Genomic DNA, 14334 nt, shown 5'->3' on the forward strand with positions numbered 1-14334 from the left:
CTAACTGAGCATTGCTCAGTTAGGCTAGACGTAGACTTGCCCGGCAATCAAGATCCTGGACGGTGTCTTCTCGTGTCGACCGAAACCGCGGCTCCCGGGCCCGCCACCACGCGGCGGCGACTCCCCCCGGAGGAACGCAAGCGGCAACTCGTCGCCATCGGCCTGCAAGAACTGGCCACCCGCCCCATCCACGCGCTGTCGATCGACCAGGTCGCCGAGCGGGCGGGCATCTCCCGCAGCCTGCTGTTCCGGTACTTCCCGACCAAGCAGGACTACTACGTCGCGGTCGTGGGCGCGGCCGCCCGACGCCTGCTGCGCGCCGCGATCGCCGATCCCAAGGACGCGTCGGGGGAGCCGCTGCGGGCCGTCGTCCACGCGTTCGTCTCGTTCGTCGACCGGCACGGCGCGAACTACCAGTCGTTCTTCCACGGTAGTTTCGGCTCCGACCCGCAGATCCACGAGATCCGCGAGAACCTGAAGAACACCATGGTCGAGCGCACCCTCGAGGCGACAGGCACCGAACCGTCCCCGGTCACCCGCATGCTGCTGCGGGCCTGGTGGTCGATGGTCGAGAGCCTCGCCGTCGACCGCACCACCGATCCGGTCTTCAGCGTCGACGAGGTCGTCGACCGGGCGCTCGAGGCGCTGCCCCTCCCCACCACGGCCCCCGGCCGCGCGCCCGGGGCGTCCCCTCGCGGGTAGGCGAGGCGGACCCGTCCGATCCGCCGCTCGACGTCGAGGCCCACCGTCCCGGGTGGCGTCCCACCGACCGGCGAGCCACGACATGCGACCCGCGCACGCGAGGTTCACGGCCGTCGGCGCGGCGGTTGGCTAAGCTCCAGCGACATGGGGACGCGGCTGCACGGGCATTGGAGCCGCGCGCCCTGGTTTCTCGTTGCACCACCGGAACAGGCGTCACACGTCGCGGCACGACCGAGACTGCACACGCTCCTCGACGAGGCCGTGGCCCGCTCGCCGATCACCCTCGTCGTGGCCCCACCGGGATACGGGAAGACGACCGCTCTCGCGGCGTGGGAACACCACACCCCACGACCGACGGCCTGGCTGTCGTTGACCCGACACGACCTCGAGGGTCGCCAGTTCACCGAGGGACTGGTGTCGGCGCTGCTGCGTCTCGCCGAGCGGCAACCGTCGATCCTCGACGACCTCCCCGGATCGCTCACCGAAACGCCCGACCCGGCCACGGTGGTCGACCAGCTCACACGGTTGGCCCTCACCCGAACCGAGCCGATCGTCGTGGTGGTCGACGACGCCCAGTTCGCCGACCCGTCCGACGTGGTGGAGGTCGTGGAGACCACGACCGAACGGTCCGGCAGGCTGTTTCGCTTCGTCCTCGCCGGCGCCGGCGAACTCGACACCTGGTTCAACCGGCACGTCGTCGACGGGCGCGCGAGTCTGCTGACCGCCCGCGACCTCGCCTTCACCCCCGAGGAGATCGCAGGCGCCGTAGTCGTTTCCGGCCAACGGATCTCGGAATCCACCGCAGCGGTCGCGCACACCGAGAGCGGTGGCTGGCCGGTCGCGGTCCGGTTGGCGCTGCTCACCGCCGACCGGCACACCCCCGGGACATCCGCCCAACTGCCCGATGCCGCAGACGATCTCCTGACCGGCTACGTCGTCGAGTCGGTGCTGCAACAGCTCCGACCGGAACTCGCCGACTTCGTCCTCGCCACGACGACCTGCTCCCGCCTGGACGCCGATCTGGCCGAGGCCCTGAGCGGAAACCACGAGAGCCCGGCGCTGCTCGAGGAGTGCGTGCGCCGGGGGTTGTTCCTCGACCGGTACGTCAACGGGGACGACGACACCGTCTATCGCTGGCACGACGTCTTCGCCCGACACTGCCGAATCGCGCTGCGCCGACGAAATCACAGCCGGTCGCGGCAACTCGACCTGACTGCCGCCGGGCGGCTCGCGGCGACGTTTCCGATCGAAGCGATGGTCCACGCGACCCGTGCCGGCGCGCCGGACCGGGCCGTGGAGATCATCCGGCACCACTGGGTCCGGCTGGTGATCGAGTCGGATGCAGCGAATCTCAACGCACGCTGCCTCGCGCTTCCGCCGGAGTGGAACAGCACTCCGGAGGTGCTCTTGGTCCGCGCGTGCTGTCTGGACGTGCTCGGCGACACGGCCGGCTCGGCACTGCTGTTCGATCGTGCCTGCGCGGCCACCCGCGACGACGACTCGGCACACGTCGCCGCGACCCGCGCGTTCGCCGAGTTGTTCCTCGCCGACGACGCGACCGATCTCGCTGCCGCGGCCGACCGGGTACGGGCAGCACTCGGCACCGGGGCCGCAGCGCACCACGCGAACACCCACGGCCTGTTCCTGCTCGGATGGGTCGAGTTGCGTCTGCGGCGGGATCCGGCTGCGGCGGTGCGCTTCCTGACGTCCGCCCGTGACGAGGCCCGAACCTCTGGCCACCATGTGCTCGCCCGCCGTGCGGGAGCCAACCTCACGTTCGCGCTCGCGTTCAGCGGACGCCTCACCCAGGCGCGGCGCGCCGCCGAACTCGACGACGACAGGGCCCCCGACCCGCAGTCGGAGTGGTTTCACTACGACGGCGGCATCGAACACTTCGCGCGAGGATTCGTCGACTACTGGCAGAACGACCTGGCAGCCGCCCGGGCGCACTTCCGTGCTCTGGCCCTGGCGGGCGGACACGACGGCTCCTACGCCGCGCTCGCCCGCGTGTACTTCGCGCTGACCGTCGCCGCCGCCCACGATCTCGGCGCGGTCGACGAGGCCGAGTACCACATGGACCACGTGAGCCGGGACGACGTTCACGGTGTCCCGTGGCCGGCGTACCGCGCCATCGCAGCCGCCGAACTGGCGGCCATGACCGGTGACATGGGAACCGCACTGCGCCTGGTGCAACCGTTGTCCACGGTGGGGGACCTTCCGGTGGTCACCGCCCATGTCGCCGATCTCTACCGGCGCGCGGGGAAACCGGACGAGGCCGCGGGCGCACTGCGGCGCATCCGCGGGGTGCCGACGTCCTTCGTCCGGGCCAGTGGGCTTGTCACCGCGTCCCGCATGACGTGGGATCGAGGCGACCGCGACCGCGCGCACCGGCAGCTCGAACAGGCCCTCGACGTCGCCACGCCGGAAGGCGCAGCACGCCCGTTCGGCAACGGGAGCAAGCAGTTTCGTGCCTTCCTCGCGGAGCACGCCGTGTGGGGCACCCGGCACGAGGACTTCATCGCCACCCGTCTCGCCCCACCCACGTCCGAGGTGCCACGGCGGCTTGCCTACGGCATGTCCCTCACCGCGAGAGAACGTGAGATCTTCGGGTTCCTGTGCACGCGGATGACCTCCGCGGAGATCGCCGCGAAGCTCTACGTGTCGGTGAACACCGTCCGCACCCACCAGCGCTCGATCTACCGCAAGCTTGGGGTCACCACGCGCCGCGAGGCGGTGCGCATCCACGTCTGACCGGATGCCCGACACGGTCGAGTAATCAGTTGTGGATGATTTCCCGTGCGGACGCTGTCGGTCCGAGTCATCTCCTGGCAGCGTGTGACGGGTCAGCTACTACTTGGTTATCCAGGAGCCCGCATGTCCCGCAGTACCCGTTCCGCCGCGACCGCGCTCATCGCGACGGCGCTCACTCTCACCTTCGCCGGGTGCGGCAGTGACGACGACGCAACACCGGCCGAGAACACCGCCGCAGCCTGTGATGCCTACACCGCATTCGTGGGCTCGGTGGCGGAGGCGCAGGCAGAACTGAACTCGTCCCCCACGATCGGGGAGATCGCCGAGACCCGCGGAGCCGTCGGCAACGCGTACGCGGAACTCACCTCCGCGGTCGACGCGGTCGGGGAGGACCGCCTCGACGCGCTCACCGACGCCTGGGAGAACTACGACGCGGCGGTGTCCGGACTCGACCCGAACCTGACCGTCCCCCAGGCCGCCCGGCAGTTGAGCGGCGACATCGACGCAATCATCGCGGCGCAGCAGAACCTCGGCGCCTCGCTCGGCTGCTGAACGCGACACGGTCCGGCAGAACGGGCCGGAGACGACAACGCCGACCACAATGAGGCAACGCCCGCAGAGGAGTGAAGTGATGGCAATACATGTCAGCGTCGACAACTTCGTACGAGCCGAGACGGACCGCATGTTCGCGGACCTGCAACGCGACGCCGGTGGGATCAACACGTTCTCGCACAACCGCGAGCCCGCGTCGATCGACCACCAGACCGTGATCCGGCTGAACCGGGACACCCTGTACAGCTTCGCCGTCGTCGACCTCGCCGAGGGTGCGACCGTGACCATCCCGGAGCACGGCGACCGCTACATGTCGGCGATGGTGGTCAATCAGGACCACTACGTGGGTGCGATCTTCCACGACGCAGGCACCCACGAGTTGCGGGCCGCCGACTTCGGCACCCGCCACGTCGTGGTCGCGGTGCGGACGCTCGTCGACCCCGCGCTGCCCGAGGACCTGCAGGCGGTCGCGTCCCTGCAGGACGGCCTCGCGATCACGGCCGGCTCCGCGCAGCCCTTCGCCATGCCCGACTACGACACCGGCGGCATGGACACCACCCGGAAGGCGCTGCTGACGCTGGCCGCCGGGCTCACCGGCTTCGACTCGATGTTCGGCCGCCCCGATCAGGTCGACCCGGTGCGGCACCTGATCGGTACCGCCGCCGGCTGGGGCGGTCTGCCCAGCGACGAGGCCTCCTACATCGGCGTCGTCCCCGAGGCCTCGGGCGGCAACCACGAGATCACCCTGCGGGACGTCCCGGTGGACGGCTTCTGGTCGATCTCGGTCTACAACGCGGAGGGCTTCTTCGAGAAGAACCCGCAGGGCGCCTACAGCGTCAACAACATCACCGGGGCACCGAACCCGGACGGCTCGGTGACCGTGCGGTTCGGGGACTTCCCCAACGGGACCCCCAATGCAATCCCGACCACGGACGGATGGAACTTCCTCGTCCGGCTGTACCGGCCGCGGGCGGCGGTGCGCGACGGCAGCTGGCGGCTGCCCGACCTCGTGCCCGCGCAGGCCTGACCCGGCCGCCGGAGCCCCTCGGGGCGACCCGACCGCGCCGCATGAACGGGACGTTCAGTCGATCCGATCGACCGAACGCTTCCGTTCATGCGGAAACGGGGGTCAGCCGGGGAGGGGGATGACGACGCCGGGCAGGATCTCCACCGACCGCGGCAGCTGCGGCGGGACGACCGGGACGGGAATCGGGAGGGTGATCGGCGGCGGCGACGCCACCTCCGGCGCCGGGGCAGGCTCCGCCACCGGCACCGGCGAGGGCGCTCCCGCACCGGTCGTCGCCGCACTGCCGCCGGAGGTGGCACCCGACCACGCCGGGACACCCGCCTGCCCGCCGATCGGCTTCGGCCACGGGAACGACTCCCAGTCGGTGTCGTCGAGGGCGCCATCCATCGTCGACTTCCAGATGTCCGCGGGCAGGCCCGACCCGTAAACCGACCCACCCCACTGGGTGACGATCGGCTGCGACTGCTCGGTGCCCACCCACACCGCCGTCGACAGCGACGGCGTGTACCCGACCATCCACGCGTCCTTGTTCATCCCGGTGTCCCCGAGCTGCGCGGTGCCCGTCTTCGCCGCCGACGGCCGCCCGCCCGCGAGCGCGTGCCCCCGCGAGTACGACGCGATCGGGGTCATCGCCTGGGTGATGTTGTCCGCGACCGGCGCCGGGATCCGCTGCTCGCCTGGGTCGGGGGCGCGGTCGAGCAGCACCCGCCCGTCGGCGGTGACCACGTGCTGCACGAAGTACGGTGCCCGGTACACCCCCGACGCGGCCATCGTCGCGTACGCGGACGCCATGTCGATCACCCGGGACTGGTACTGGCCCAGCACGATTCCGTTCTCGGGCGGCCCGCCGTCCTGGCTCAGGGTGGTGCCCGCGACGCCCGGGATCTCCAGCGGGATCCCGGCGGCGTGCGCGACGTCCGCGATCTTCTGCGCTCCGCCGTCCAGGGAGAGGGTCAGCCGGTAGAAGCTGGTGTTCAGGGACCGCTTGAGCGCCTCCGCGATCGTGCACGTGCCACACGACTCGCCCTCGACGTTGTTGATCGTGACGTTGCCGACCGTCAGCGGCGCCGAATTGAACGTCGTCTGCAGGCCCCGCCCCTCCTCGAGCAGCGCGGCCAGACCGAACACCTTGAACGCCGACCCGGTCTGCAACGGCGCCTGCGCGAAGTCGAAGCCCGCACCGTCCGCGCCACCGTAATACGCCTTCACGCCACCGGTTCTCGGGTCGATCGAGACGACCGCGGTACGCAGCTCGGACGGCTCCCCGTCGAGGGTCTCGGCGACCGCGTCCACCGCCGCCGCCTGCGCGGCCGGGTCGATCGTCGTGGTGATCTGCAGGCCCTCGGTGTTCAGTTCCTGCTCGCTGATCCCGGACGCCGTCAGTTCCGCCAGCACCCGCGCCCGGATCAGCCCCTCCGGTCCGCGAGCCGCGCCCGCGTCGTCGAGCTTGGCCAGCGGCGCCACGACCGGGAACACCTGCGCGGACCGGTCGGCGGGGCTGAGCACACCCATCGACACCATGCCGTCGAGCACGTAGTTCCATCGCGCCTCGGTCGCCTCGGGGTTCTTCTCCGGGTCGAGCGAGGACGGGCTGCGGATCACCGACGCCAGCACCGCGCCCTCGGAGACCGTCAGCTCGCCGACCGGCTTGTCGAAGAACGCCTTCGACGCCGCGGCGATGCCGTACGCGCCGCGACCGAAGTAGATGGTGTTCAGGTAGGCGGCCAGGATGTCGTCCTTCGACCACTGGCGGGCCATCTTCGAGGAGATCACCAGTTCACGCATCTTGCGGACCACGCTGCGGTCGGAGCCGACCAGGGTGTTCTTCACGTACTGCTGGGTGATGGTCGACCCGCCACCGGCGCTGTCCTTGCCCAGCACGTTGTCGCGGGCCGCGCGGACGAAGCCGCTGATCGAGAATCCGGGATTGGTGTAGAACTTGCGGTCCTCCGCCGAGAGCACCGCCATCCGCACCGGCTCGGGGATGTCGCCGATCGAGACCTCGGTGCGGTTTCCCTCGGGGGGAACGATCTTCGTGATCGGCGAGCCGTCGGCGGCGACGATCGTGGACACCTGGTTGGTGCGCATGTCCGCCGGCCTGGGCACCACCGCCCGCGAGTACGCGATCGCGAAGGCCGCCGCGGGCAACACGACGAGCAGGGCCACCACCGCCAGCACCACCCACGCCAGCCGCCGGCGACGGCGGCGAGGCTTGCCCGCGCGGCCACCCGAACCCGCCGGACCGCCCCCCTCCGGTTCGTCCGGGGGCGTTTTCGGACTCGAGGTGGCACCGGACGATGGACTCACACGTACGCTCCCGAGGGGTCAGCTGGCAGACGGGCAGCAAACATCCGCCCTCCCGCATCGTGGCATCACCCGACCGCGAGGTCCATCACCGAACGATCAGCGTGTCCGATTCGGCACCCGCCGCCGTCGGCCCCTCCGGCCCCGTGGCGAACCGGAGGACTCACGGCGCGCAGCGCAGATCAGCGGTTGCGCCGCCAGGCGGCGACCGCGGACAGCAACCCGATCAGGCACCCGAGCAGCACCAGGGACTGCGTCAGCCCCGGTTCACCGCGAACGATGCCGACCACCGCCGCGACGAACGCCATCACGGTGAAGAAGCCGAGCACGCCGACGAGCATCTCCAGCTGCTGCCGCCGCCGGGCCCGCCGCCGAGCGTCGGTCACGACTTCACGCCGCCCGCGGTCAGGCCGGAGACGATGCGGCGCTGGAAGATCAGCACCATGATCACCAGCGGGATCGTCACCAGCGTGCCGGCGGCCATGATCGCCGCGTACGGCTGACTGAACGCGTCCGGGCCCTCGAACCTGGCGATCGCCACGGTCACCGGCTCGGTCTTCTCCGTCGACAGCAGGCTGGCGAGCATGAACTCGTTCCAGGTGGCGATGAACGCGAGGATCGCAGTCGTGAACAGCGCGGGCGCGGCGAGCGGGACGATCACCAGGCGGAACGCCTGTCCGCGCGAGGCACCGTCGATCCGCGCCGCCTCCTCGAGTTCCCACGGCAGGTCCGACAGGAACGAGGTGAGCGTGTAGATCGTCAACGGCAGCACGAACGAGATGTTCGGGATGATCAGCGCCTGGTACTGGCCGATCCACCCGAGGTCACCGAACAGCTGGAACAACGGCGTGACCAGCGCGACCGTCGGGAACATCGACGCGCCGAGAATGATGCCGGTAACCAGGTATTTGCCACGGAAGTCGATCCGGGCAAGGGCGTACGCGGTGAACACACCGAGCAGCAACGCGACGGCGGTGGTCACCGCGCCGATGATCAGGCTGTTGACGATCGCCCCGAGGAAGTCGTTGCCCTTGTCGGTGGCGAGCGCGTCGCGGAAGTTGTCGAGGGTGAGGTGGGTCGGCCACGGCGTGGTGTCGAACGTGTGTGCCTGATCCCGGAAGGCGGTGACAACCATCCAGTAGAACGGGGCCAGGCCCCACAGCAGGATGACGATCACCCCGATGTAGTTGCGGACCGCGGGGCCGACGGGACGCCGGAGTCGCTGACGGTCGGCGGGCTCGGCGAGCGCCTCCTCCGGGGGAGCGGGGTCGTCGAGCACGGTCACGGCGGGGATCACCGTGGTCTGGAGCGAATCGTTCGGGACCTCGGACGTGAACCGCTCGTACGGGGCCGAGGCCTCGGGAACGCCTGCGCCTTCGCCCTGTCCGTGGGCATCCTCGGGAACGCTGTGCCGACCCATCAGTGATCACCGCCCTTGCGCTGCTCGTCCCGGGTGCGCACGGCGTTCGCGCCGAGGAACTTCACCATCAGGAACGCCACCGCGAAGATTCCGAGGAAGATCAGCGTCGACAGCGCCGACGCGCTCTGCAGGTTGCCCTGCCGGATGTCGGCGACCGTGAGGATCGACACGCTGGTGACCGGGGTCGACCCCGACGTGCCGGACAGGATCGCCGGGAGGTCGTAGATCCGCAACACGTCGAGGGTGCGGAACAGGACGGCGACCATCAGCGCCGGCTTGACCAGGGGCAGCGTGATCGACTTGAACCGCTGCCAGGCGGTGGCGCCGTCGACACGGGCGGCCTCGTACACGTCCTGCGGGATCATCTGCAGGCCGGCGAGGATGAGCAGCGCCATGAACGGGGTCGTCTTCCACACGTCCGCGACGATGACCGCGAACCGGGACGCCCACGGATCGGTGGTCCACGCGATGTCGGTACCGAGCAGGCTGTTCGCGACACCGTTCTCGGAGAAGATGAAGAACCACAGCTTCGCGGTGACCGCGGTCGGGATGGCCCACGGGATCAGCACGCTGGCCCGCAGGAACGACCGGCCGACGAAGCTGCGGCTCATGACCGTGGCCATCCACAGGCCGAGAAGCGTCGAGATGCCGACGATGGCGACCGCGAAGAGGAACGTGACCCCGACGGCGGGCCAGAAGTCGGCGCCGAGGGTGCCGGGCGGGCAGGTACCGCGACCGGCGCCGCAGTTGCCGGTCAGCCACAGCAGGTAGTTGTCGAACCCGGCGAAGCCGCCCTTGACGAACCGTCCCGTGTCGGGATCGACGCCGGGATTGCGCTGGAAGGACAGCACTATGGCCTTGACCACCGGGTACACGATGACGATCGCGAGGATCACCATCGTCGGGGCGATCAGGTACAGCGCCCGCCAATCGCGTCGACGCTTCGGCGGCGGGTCGGTGGGGGTGGCACCCGACGCAGGAGTGGAGCCCGCGGAGCGACCCGGGGCTCTGGCGGCGCCGCGACCGAAGTCGATCACTTCGGTCACGGCGTCCCCACTCTGGGCGCTCGGCTCGGCGGAGTCGGCCATCGTGAACTACCTGATTTCCTTTTCTCGGACGGGTCCGCCGAACCGGCGCGACCGCCCGGGGTGACCGGACCGTTCAGGTCTCCTGGAGCCCGACGGTCCGGTCACGTGAACTACTTCGCGGCGTTGGTGATCGCGGCCGACATGTTGGCGGCGGCCTGGTCGACGGTCGACTTGCCGGTCAGCGCGGCGGTCGCGTTGTCCTGGATCGCCTTCGAGATCGCGCTGTAGTACGGGGTGACCGGACGCGGCTGCGCGTTCTCCAGTGCGGCCTTCAGCGCCGGCAGGTACGGGTACTTCGCGACGAGCGCCGGATCGTCGTAGACCGACTTCAGGACCGGCGGGAACGACGCGTCCGCGAACGCCATCTGGTTCTCATCGTTCTGGATGAACGCGATGAAGTCGCGGGCCGTGGCCTTGTGCGGCGAGAAGACGTTGATGCCGTCGTTGTAGCCACCCAGGGTGGACGCACCGGCACCGGCCGGGCCGACGATCGGCGCGACCGCGACCTTGCCCTTCACCGCGGAGCCGTCCTTCTCGGCGTTGGTGTACATGTACGGCCAGTTGTAGGCGTACATGGACTCACCGCCGACGAACGCGAGGTTGGTCTCCTCCTCGGTGAACGAGGTGGACCGCTTCGCGATCTGGCCGCCGGTGTAGGCGTCGACCAGGGCCTGCAGGCCGGCCTTCGACTGGGGCGACTCGACCTCGGGGGTCTTGCCGTCGTCGGCGACGACCGCACCGCCCCACGAGTTGATGAACTGGGTGGTGTTGACGGTCAGGCCCTCGTACTGCTTGAGCTGGGTGACGAGGCAGTCCGTGGTCTTGCCTGCGGCCGCGGCGCAGCTGTCGGTGAGCGCCTTCCAGTCCGCCGGTGCCGCCGGAACCAGGTCGGTGCGGTAGTACAGCAGCTGCGCGTTGGTGTTCTGCGGGGCCGCGTACAGGGTGCCGCGGTAGGTGGCGCTGTCGACGGTGGCAGGCAGCAGACCGGCGGTGTCGAGGGCCAGGCCACCCGTGAGCGGCTGCAGCCACCCGTTCGCGGCGAACTCGGCGGTCCAGGTGACGTCGAGCGCCATCACGTCGTAGTCGGCGTTCCCGGCCTGCAGCGACTGGACCAGCTTGTTGCGCTGATCGTCGGCCTCGCCCGGGAGCTCCTTGAGGGAGACCTTCTCGTCGGGGTGCGCCGCGTTCCACTTGTCGATCACCGGCTGCAGCTTGTCGACGTCGTTCTTGCCCATCGCGAACGAGATCGCGCCGCGACCGTCGAGGTTCTGGCCGACGGCTTCGTCGACGCTGCCGCCGCCACCGTTGTCACTGGAGCAGCCGGCGAGCGCGAGCATCGCGACGGCCGAAGCCGCCACCGCGATCCGCGACCGCGTGTTGAAAGAACGCATGGTCCACCTTTCGAAAGAGACGAATCTCCGGCGCCAGCTCACCGGGCCGAGGCATATGTCGTCGCCTACTGTGGCACGACCCGGGGGTGATTTCGCTCATTACCCCCGCACTGGATCGGTTACGGCCGCCGAGCGGCCCCTCCCTGCACGGTCAGCCGAGCCTGCGGCCGTCGACCGCGGAGAACAGGTGCAGCTCGGCGGGGTCGACGTGCAACCGGACGCGGTCGCCCTTGCGCGGCGGGCGCCGCCAGTCGGCGCGGGCGACGATCTCCTGCCCGAGTCCGGCGACGGACGTCCTGCCGTAGATGTAGGCGTCGGAGCCGAGCTCCTCGACCACGTCGATCTCCATCTCGACCCCGGCGGACGCCTCGTTCCCCGTGGCTCCGTTCCCGACCAGTTCCAGGTGCTCGGGCCGGACCCCGACGACCACCTCGGACTCGTGCACCAGACCGAGGGTGCCGCGCGGCACGGGGACGACGGCCTCGCCGAAACGGACTCCGCCGTCGGTGACCGGCAGCGTGAACAGGTTCATCGACGGTGAGCCCATGAACCCGGCGACGAAGACGTTGGCGGGGCGCGAGTACAGCTCCCGCGGGGAGGCGCACTGCTGCAGCACGCCGTCCTTGAGCACGGCGACCCGATCACCCATCGTCATCGCCTCGACCTGGTCGTGGGTGACGTAGACGGTGGTGGTGCCGAGGCGGCGCTGCAGCTGCGCGATCTGGGTTCGGGTCTGCACCCGCAGCTTCGCGTCGAGGTTGCTGAGCGGCTCGTCCATCAGGAACACCTGCGGCTGCCGGACGATCGCGCGGCCCATCGCGACCCGCTGCCGCTGGCCGCCGGAGAGCGCCTTGGGTTTGCGTTCGAGGTACGGCTCGAGATCGAGCATCTTCGCCGCCTCCTGCACGCGGCGCTTGATCTCGTCCTTCGGGGTCTTCGCCAGCTTGAGCGCGAATCCCATGTTCTCGGCCACCGACATGTGCGGGTACAGCGCATAGTTCTGGAACACCATCGCGATGTCCCGGTCCTTCGGCTCCGACCCGGTGACGTCGCGGTCGCCGATCAGGATCCGGCCCGAGTGCACGTCCTCGAGGCCGGCGAGCATCCGCAGCGACGTGGACTTCCCGCAGCCGGACGGGCCGACCAGGACCAGGAACTCGCCGTCGGCGATGTCGAGCTGCAGGCGGTCCACGGCCGGCTTGTCGGAGCCGGGGAACAGGCATGTGGTCGAGTCGTAGGTGACTGTCGCCATCGGTGTGCGTTCCCTTCACCGGCGTCGAACGCGCCGGACGATCCGTGGTCGGTACTGCGCGGCACAGTATTGCAGGCCCGTGCGCACAGGACACCGTCCAACTACTCGCGATGCGGGAACCATCGACCGTCCGGGCCCGCGTTCCGAGTCGCTGCGGCGGCGTTCTCCCGGGTCTACGGTGAGATTCACGCCGGAGATCTCACGGCGGAGTACTCACACCCAAGGAGTGCCGCAGATGACCCGCCCAGTTCGCATCGGTTTCCAACTCCAGCCCCAGCACGCACCCGAGTACCAGCTGATCCGGGATGCGGTGTTCCGCGCGGAGGACCTCGGGGTGGACATCGTCTTCACCTGGGACCACTTCTATCCGTTGGGCGGCGACCCGAACGGCGCGCACTTCGAGTGCTGGTCGATGCTCGCGGCATGGGCCGAACAGACCGAACGGGTCGAGATCGGGGCGCTGGTCTCGGGCGGTGGTTACCGCAATCCGGACCTGTTGGCGGACATGGCCCGCACCGTCGACCACATCAGCCGCGGGCGGCTAATCCTCGGCATCGGCGGCGGCTGGTTCGAGAAGGACTACACCGAGTACGGCTACGACTTCGGCACCGCGGGCAGCCGTCTACGTCTGCTCGCGGAGAACCTCGCGCGCATCCGGGCCCGGCTCGGCGAGCTGAATCCCGCACCGACACGGCACATTCCGATCCTGATCGGCGGCAGTGGCGAACGCAAGACGCTGCGCATGGTCGCCGAGTACGCCGACATCTGGCACAGCTTCGCCGACCTCGACGCGCTCGACCACAAGTCGCGGGTACTCGCCGACCACTGCACCGACGTCGGCCGGGACCCGCATCACATCGAGCGCTCCGTCGCGTGGCCGGGAACCGAGAAGGCGCAGGCATTCGTCGACGCGGGCGTCACGCTGTTCACCGTCGGCGCCGGCGGCCCCGCCTACGACCTGACCACCCTCGCCGAGGCCCTGCGGTGGCGCGACGAGCGGTCCCCGCAGCCCGTTGTCGGGTTGGCCTGAACGGGACGACACCGATACCGTCGCCCGGGAAGCCGGCTTCATCGGCGGCCGCCGCCGAACGGCGGGTGGGGCCGAACCTCTCGTCCCGGGCTGAATCGCACGTGACGGACAGGAGGCCGGGTGACCGAGACGACGGTGGCCGAGGTGATGGCCGAGCTGGCCGCGCTCGAGGACCCGAAGGCGCGCGCGGTCAACGAGAAGCACGGCGACGATCACGGTGTGAACCTCGGCAAGCTGCGCGCCCTCGCGAAGCGGCTGAAGACGCAGCAGGAGCTCGCGCGCGGGCTCTGGCAGACCGACGACACCTCGGCGAGACTGCTGGCGATCCTGATCTGCCGCCCGAAGGTGTTCGAGCGTGACGAGTTGGACGCCATGCTCCGCGAGGCGCGCACACCCAAGGTGCACGACTGGCTCGTGAACTACGTGGTGAAGAAGAACCCGCATTCCGAAGAGCTGCGGCTCGCCTGGTCCGCCGACCCGGATCCGGTGGTCACGAGTGCCGGCTGGGCGCTGACCACCGAACGGGTGGCGAAGAAGCCCGAGGGCCTCGACCTCGCGGGACTGCTCGATGTCATCGAGGCGGAGATGAAGGACGCCCCGGATCGCCTGCAGTGGGCGATGAACCACTGCCTGGCCCAGATCGGAATCGAGCACGCCGAGCACCGCACCCGCGCACTCGACATCGGTGAGCGCCTGGAGGTGCTAAAGGACTACCCGACCTCCCCCGGCTGCACGTCTCCGTTCGCGCCCGTCTGGATCGCCGAGATGGTGCGCCGACAGCAGGGCGAGTAGCAACCTTCGCGCTCGCGCCGGTGCC

Annotated in this window: 12 protein-coding genes; 6 read left to right on the plus strand and 6 right to left on the minus strand. The window is 69.7% G+C overall.

The window, feature by feature from the left end; all coding sequences use genetic code 11:
* Window positions 1-72 precede the first annotated feature (72 nt).
* The 4 genes from ACWDUM_RS09460 (at window position 73) to ACWDUM_RS09475 (ending at window position 5032) form a co-directional block, all read left to right on the plus strand.
* The gene (locus tag ACWDUM_RS09460; protein WP_450133775.1) at window positions 73-702 is read left to right on the plus strand and encodes a TetR/AcrR family transcriptional regulator; all 630 of its coding nucleotides are present in this window, start codon (window positions 73-75) and stop codon (window positions 700-702) included.
* Window positions 703-846: 144 nt separating this feature from the next.
* Window positions 847-3453, plus strand: coding sequence for a LuxR C-terminal-related transcriptional regulator (locus tag ACWDUM_RS09465; RefSeq protein WP_450133776.1), 2607 nt, complete (start codon window positions 847-849; stop codon window positions 3451-3453).
* A gap of 123 nt (window positions 3454-3576) precedes the next feature.
* Window positions 3577-4005 carry a hypothetical protein gene (locus tag ACWDUM_RS09470; protein WP_450133777.1) on the plus strand — a complete coding sequence of 143 codons (429 nt, stop codon included), beginning with the start codon at window positions 3577-3579 and terminating at the stop codon, window positions 4003-4005.
* A gap of 79 nt (window positions 4006-4084) precedes the next feature.
* A complete protein-coding gene (locus ACWDUM_RS09475; protein WP_450133778.1) occupies window positions 4085-5032 on the plus strand; it encodes a DUF1254 domain-containing protein in 948 nt (315 codons plus the stop codon).
* A 102-nt stretch (window positions 5033-5134) separates the two neighbouring features.
* Here ACWDUM_RS09475 and ACWDUM_RS09480 read toward each other — a convergent pair whose 3' ends face one another.
* From ACWDUM_RS09480 to ACWDUM_RS09505, 6 genes are all read right to left on the minus strand, one after another.
* Entirely contained in the window at window positions 5135-7339 is a 2205-nt protein-coding gene (locus ACWDUM_RS09480) for a transglycosylase domain-containing protein (protein ID WP_450133779.1), read from the minus strand.
* 179 nt (window positions 7340-7518) lie between these two features.
* A complete protein-coding gene (locus ACWDUM_RS09485) occupies window positions 7519-7722 on the minus strand; it encodes a hypothetical protein (protein WP_450114934.1) in 204 nt (67 codons plus the stop codon).
* A complete protein-coding gene (locus ACWDUM_RS09490; protein ID WP_450134190.1) occupies window positions 7719-8759 on the minus strand; it encodes a carbohydrate ABC transporter permease in 1041 nt (346 codons plus the stop codon). Before ACWDUM_RS09490 ends, ACWDUM_RS09485 begins: the two co-directional genes overlap by 4 nt.
* Window positions 8756-9844: a carbohydrate ABC transporter permease gene (locus ACWDUM_RS09495; RefSeq protein ID WP_450133780.1), complete on the minus strand. Its 1089-nt coding sequence runs from the start codon at window positions 9842-9844 to the stop codon at window positions 8756-8758. The genes ACWDUM_RS09490 and ACWDUM_RS09495 overlap by 4 nt, the downstream gene beginning before the upstream one ends.
* A 110-nt stretch (window positions 9845-9954) precedes the next feature.
* Window positions 9955-11235, minus strand: a complete 1281-nt coding sequence (locus ACWDUM_RS09500; protein WP_450114932.1) for an ABC transporter substrate-binding protein — start codon at window positions 11233-11235, stop codon at window positions 9955-9957.
* A 151-nt stretch (window positions 11236-11386) separates the two neighbouring features.
* Window positions 11387-12487 (minus strand): ABC transporter ATP-binding protein, encoded by a 1101-nt coding sequence (locus ACWDUM_RS09505; RefSeq protein ID WP_450133781.1) that lies wholly within the window; start codon window positions 12485-12487, stop codon window positions 11387-11389.
* A 235-nt stretch (window positions 12488-12722) separates the two neighbouring features.
* Here ACWDUM_RS09505 and ACWDUM_RS09510 point away from each other — a divergent pair, with 235 nt between their 5' ends.
* Complete coding sequence (locus tag ACWDUM_RS09510; protein WP_450114930.1) at window positions 12723-13517, plus strand: LLM class F420-dependent oxidoreductase; 795 nt, start codon at window positions 12723-12725, stop codon at window positions 13515-13517.
* Window positions 13518-13664: 147 nt separating this feature from the next.
* A complete protein-coding gene (locus ACWDUM_RS09515) occupies window positions 13665-14309 on the plus strand; it encodes a DNA alkylation repair protein (protein ID WP_450134191.1) in 645 nt (214 codons plus the stop codon).
* Window positions 14310-14334: the final 25 nt, after the last annotated feature.

Source organism: Rhodococcus sp. NPDC003322, from assembly GCF_053589555.1.

Coding starts and splice junctions, on each gene's coding strand:
- ACWDUM_RS09465 (WP_450133776.1), top strand. CDS start 847: ATGGGGACGCGGCTGCACGGGCATTGGAGCCGCGCGCCCTGGTTTCTC.
- ACWDUM_RS09470 (WP_450133777.1), top strand. CDS start 3,577: ATGTCCCGCAGTACCCGTTCCGCCGCGACCGCGCTCATCGCGACGGCG.
- ACWDUM_RS09475 (WP_450133778.1), top strand. CDS start 4,085: ATGGCAATACATGTCAGCGTCGACAACTTCGTACGAGCCGAGACGGAC.
- ACWDUM_RS09495 (WP_450133780.1), bottom strand. CDS start 9,844: ATGGCCGACTCCGCCGAGCCGAGCGCCCAGAGTGGGGACGCCGTGACC.
- ACWDUM_RS09500 (WP_450114932.1), bottom strand. CDS start 11,235: ATGCGTTCTTTCAACACGCGGTCGCGGATCGCGGTGGCGGCTTCGGCC.
- ACWDUM_RS09505 (WP_450133781.1), bottom strand. CDS start 12,487: ATGGCGACAGTCACCTACGACTCGACCACATGCCTGTTCCCCGGCTCC.
- ACWDUM_RS09510 (WP_450114930.1), top strand. CDS start 12,723: ATGACCCGCCCAGTTCGCATCGGTTTCCAACTCCAGCCCCAGCACGCA.
- ACWDUM_RS09515 (WP_450134191.1), top strand. CDS start 13,665: ATGGCCGAGCTGGCCGCGCTCGAGGACCCGAAGGCGCGCGCGGTCAAC.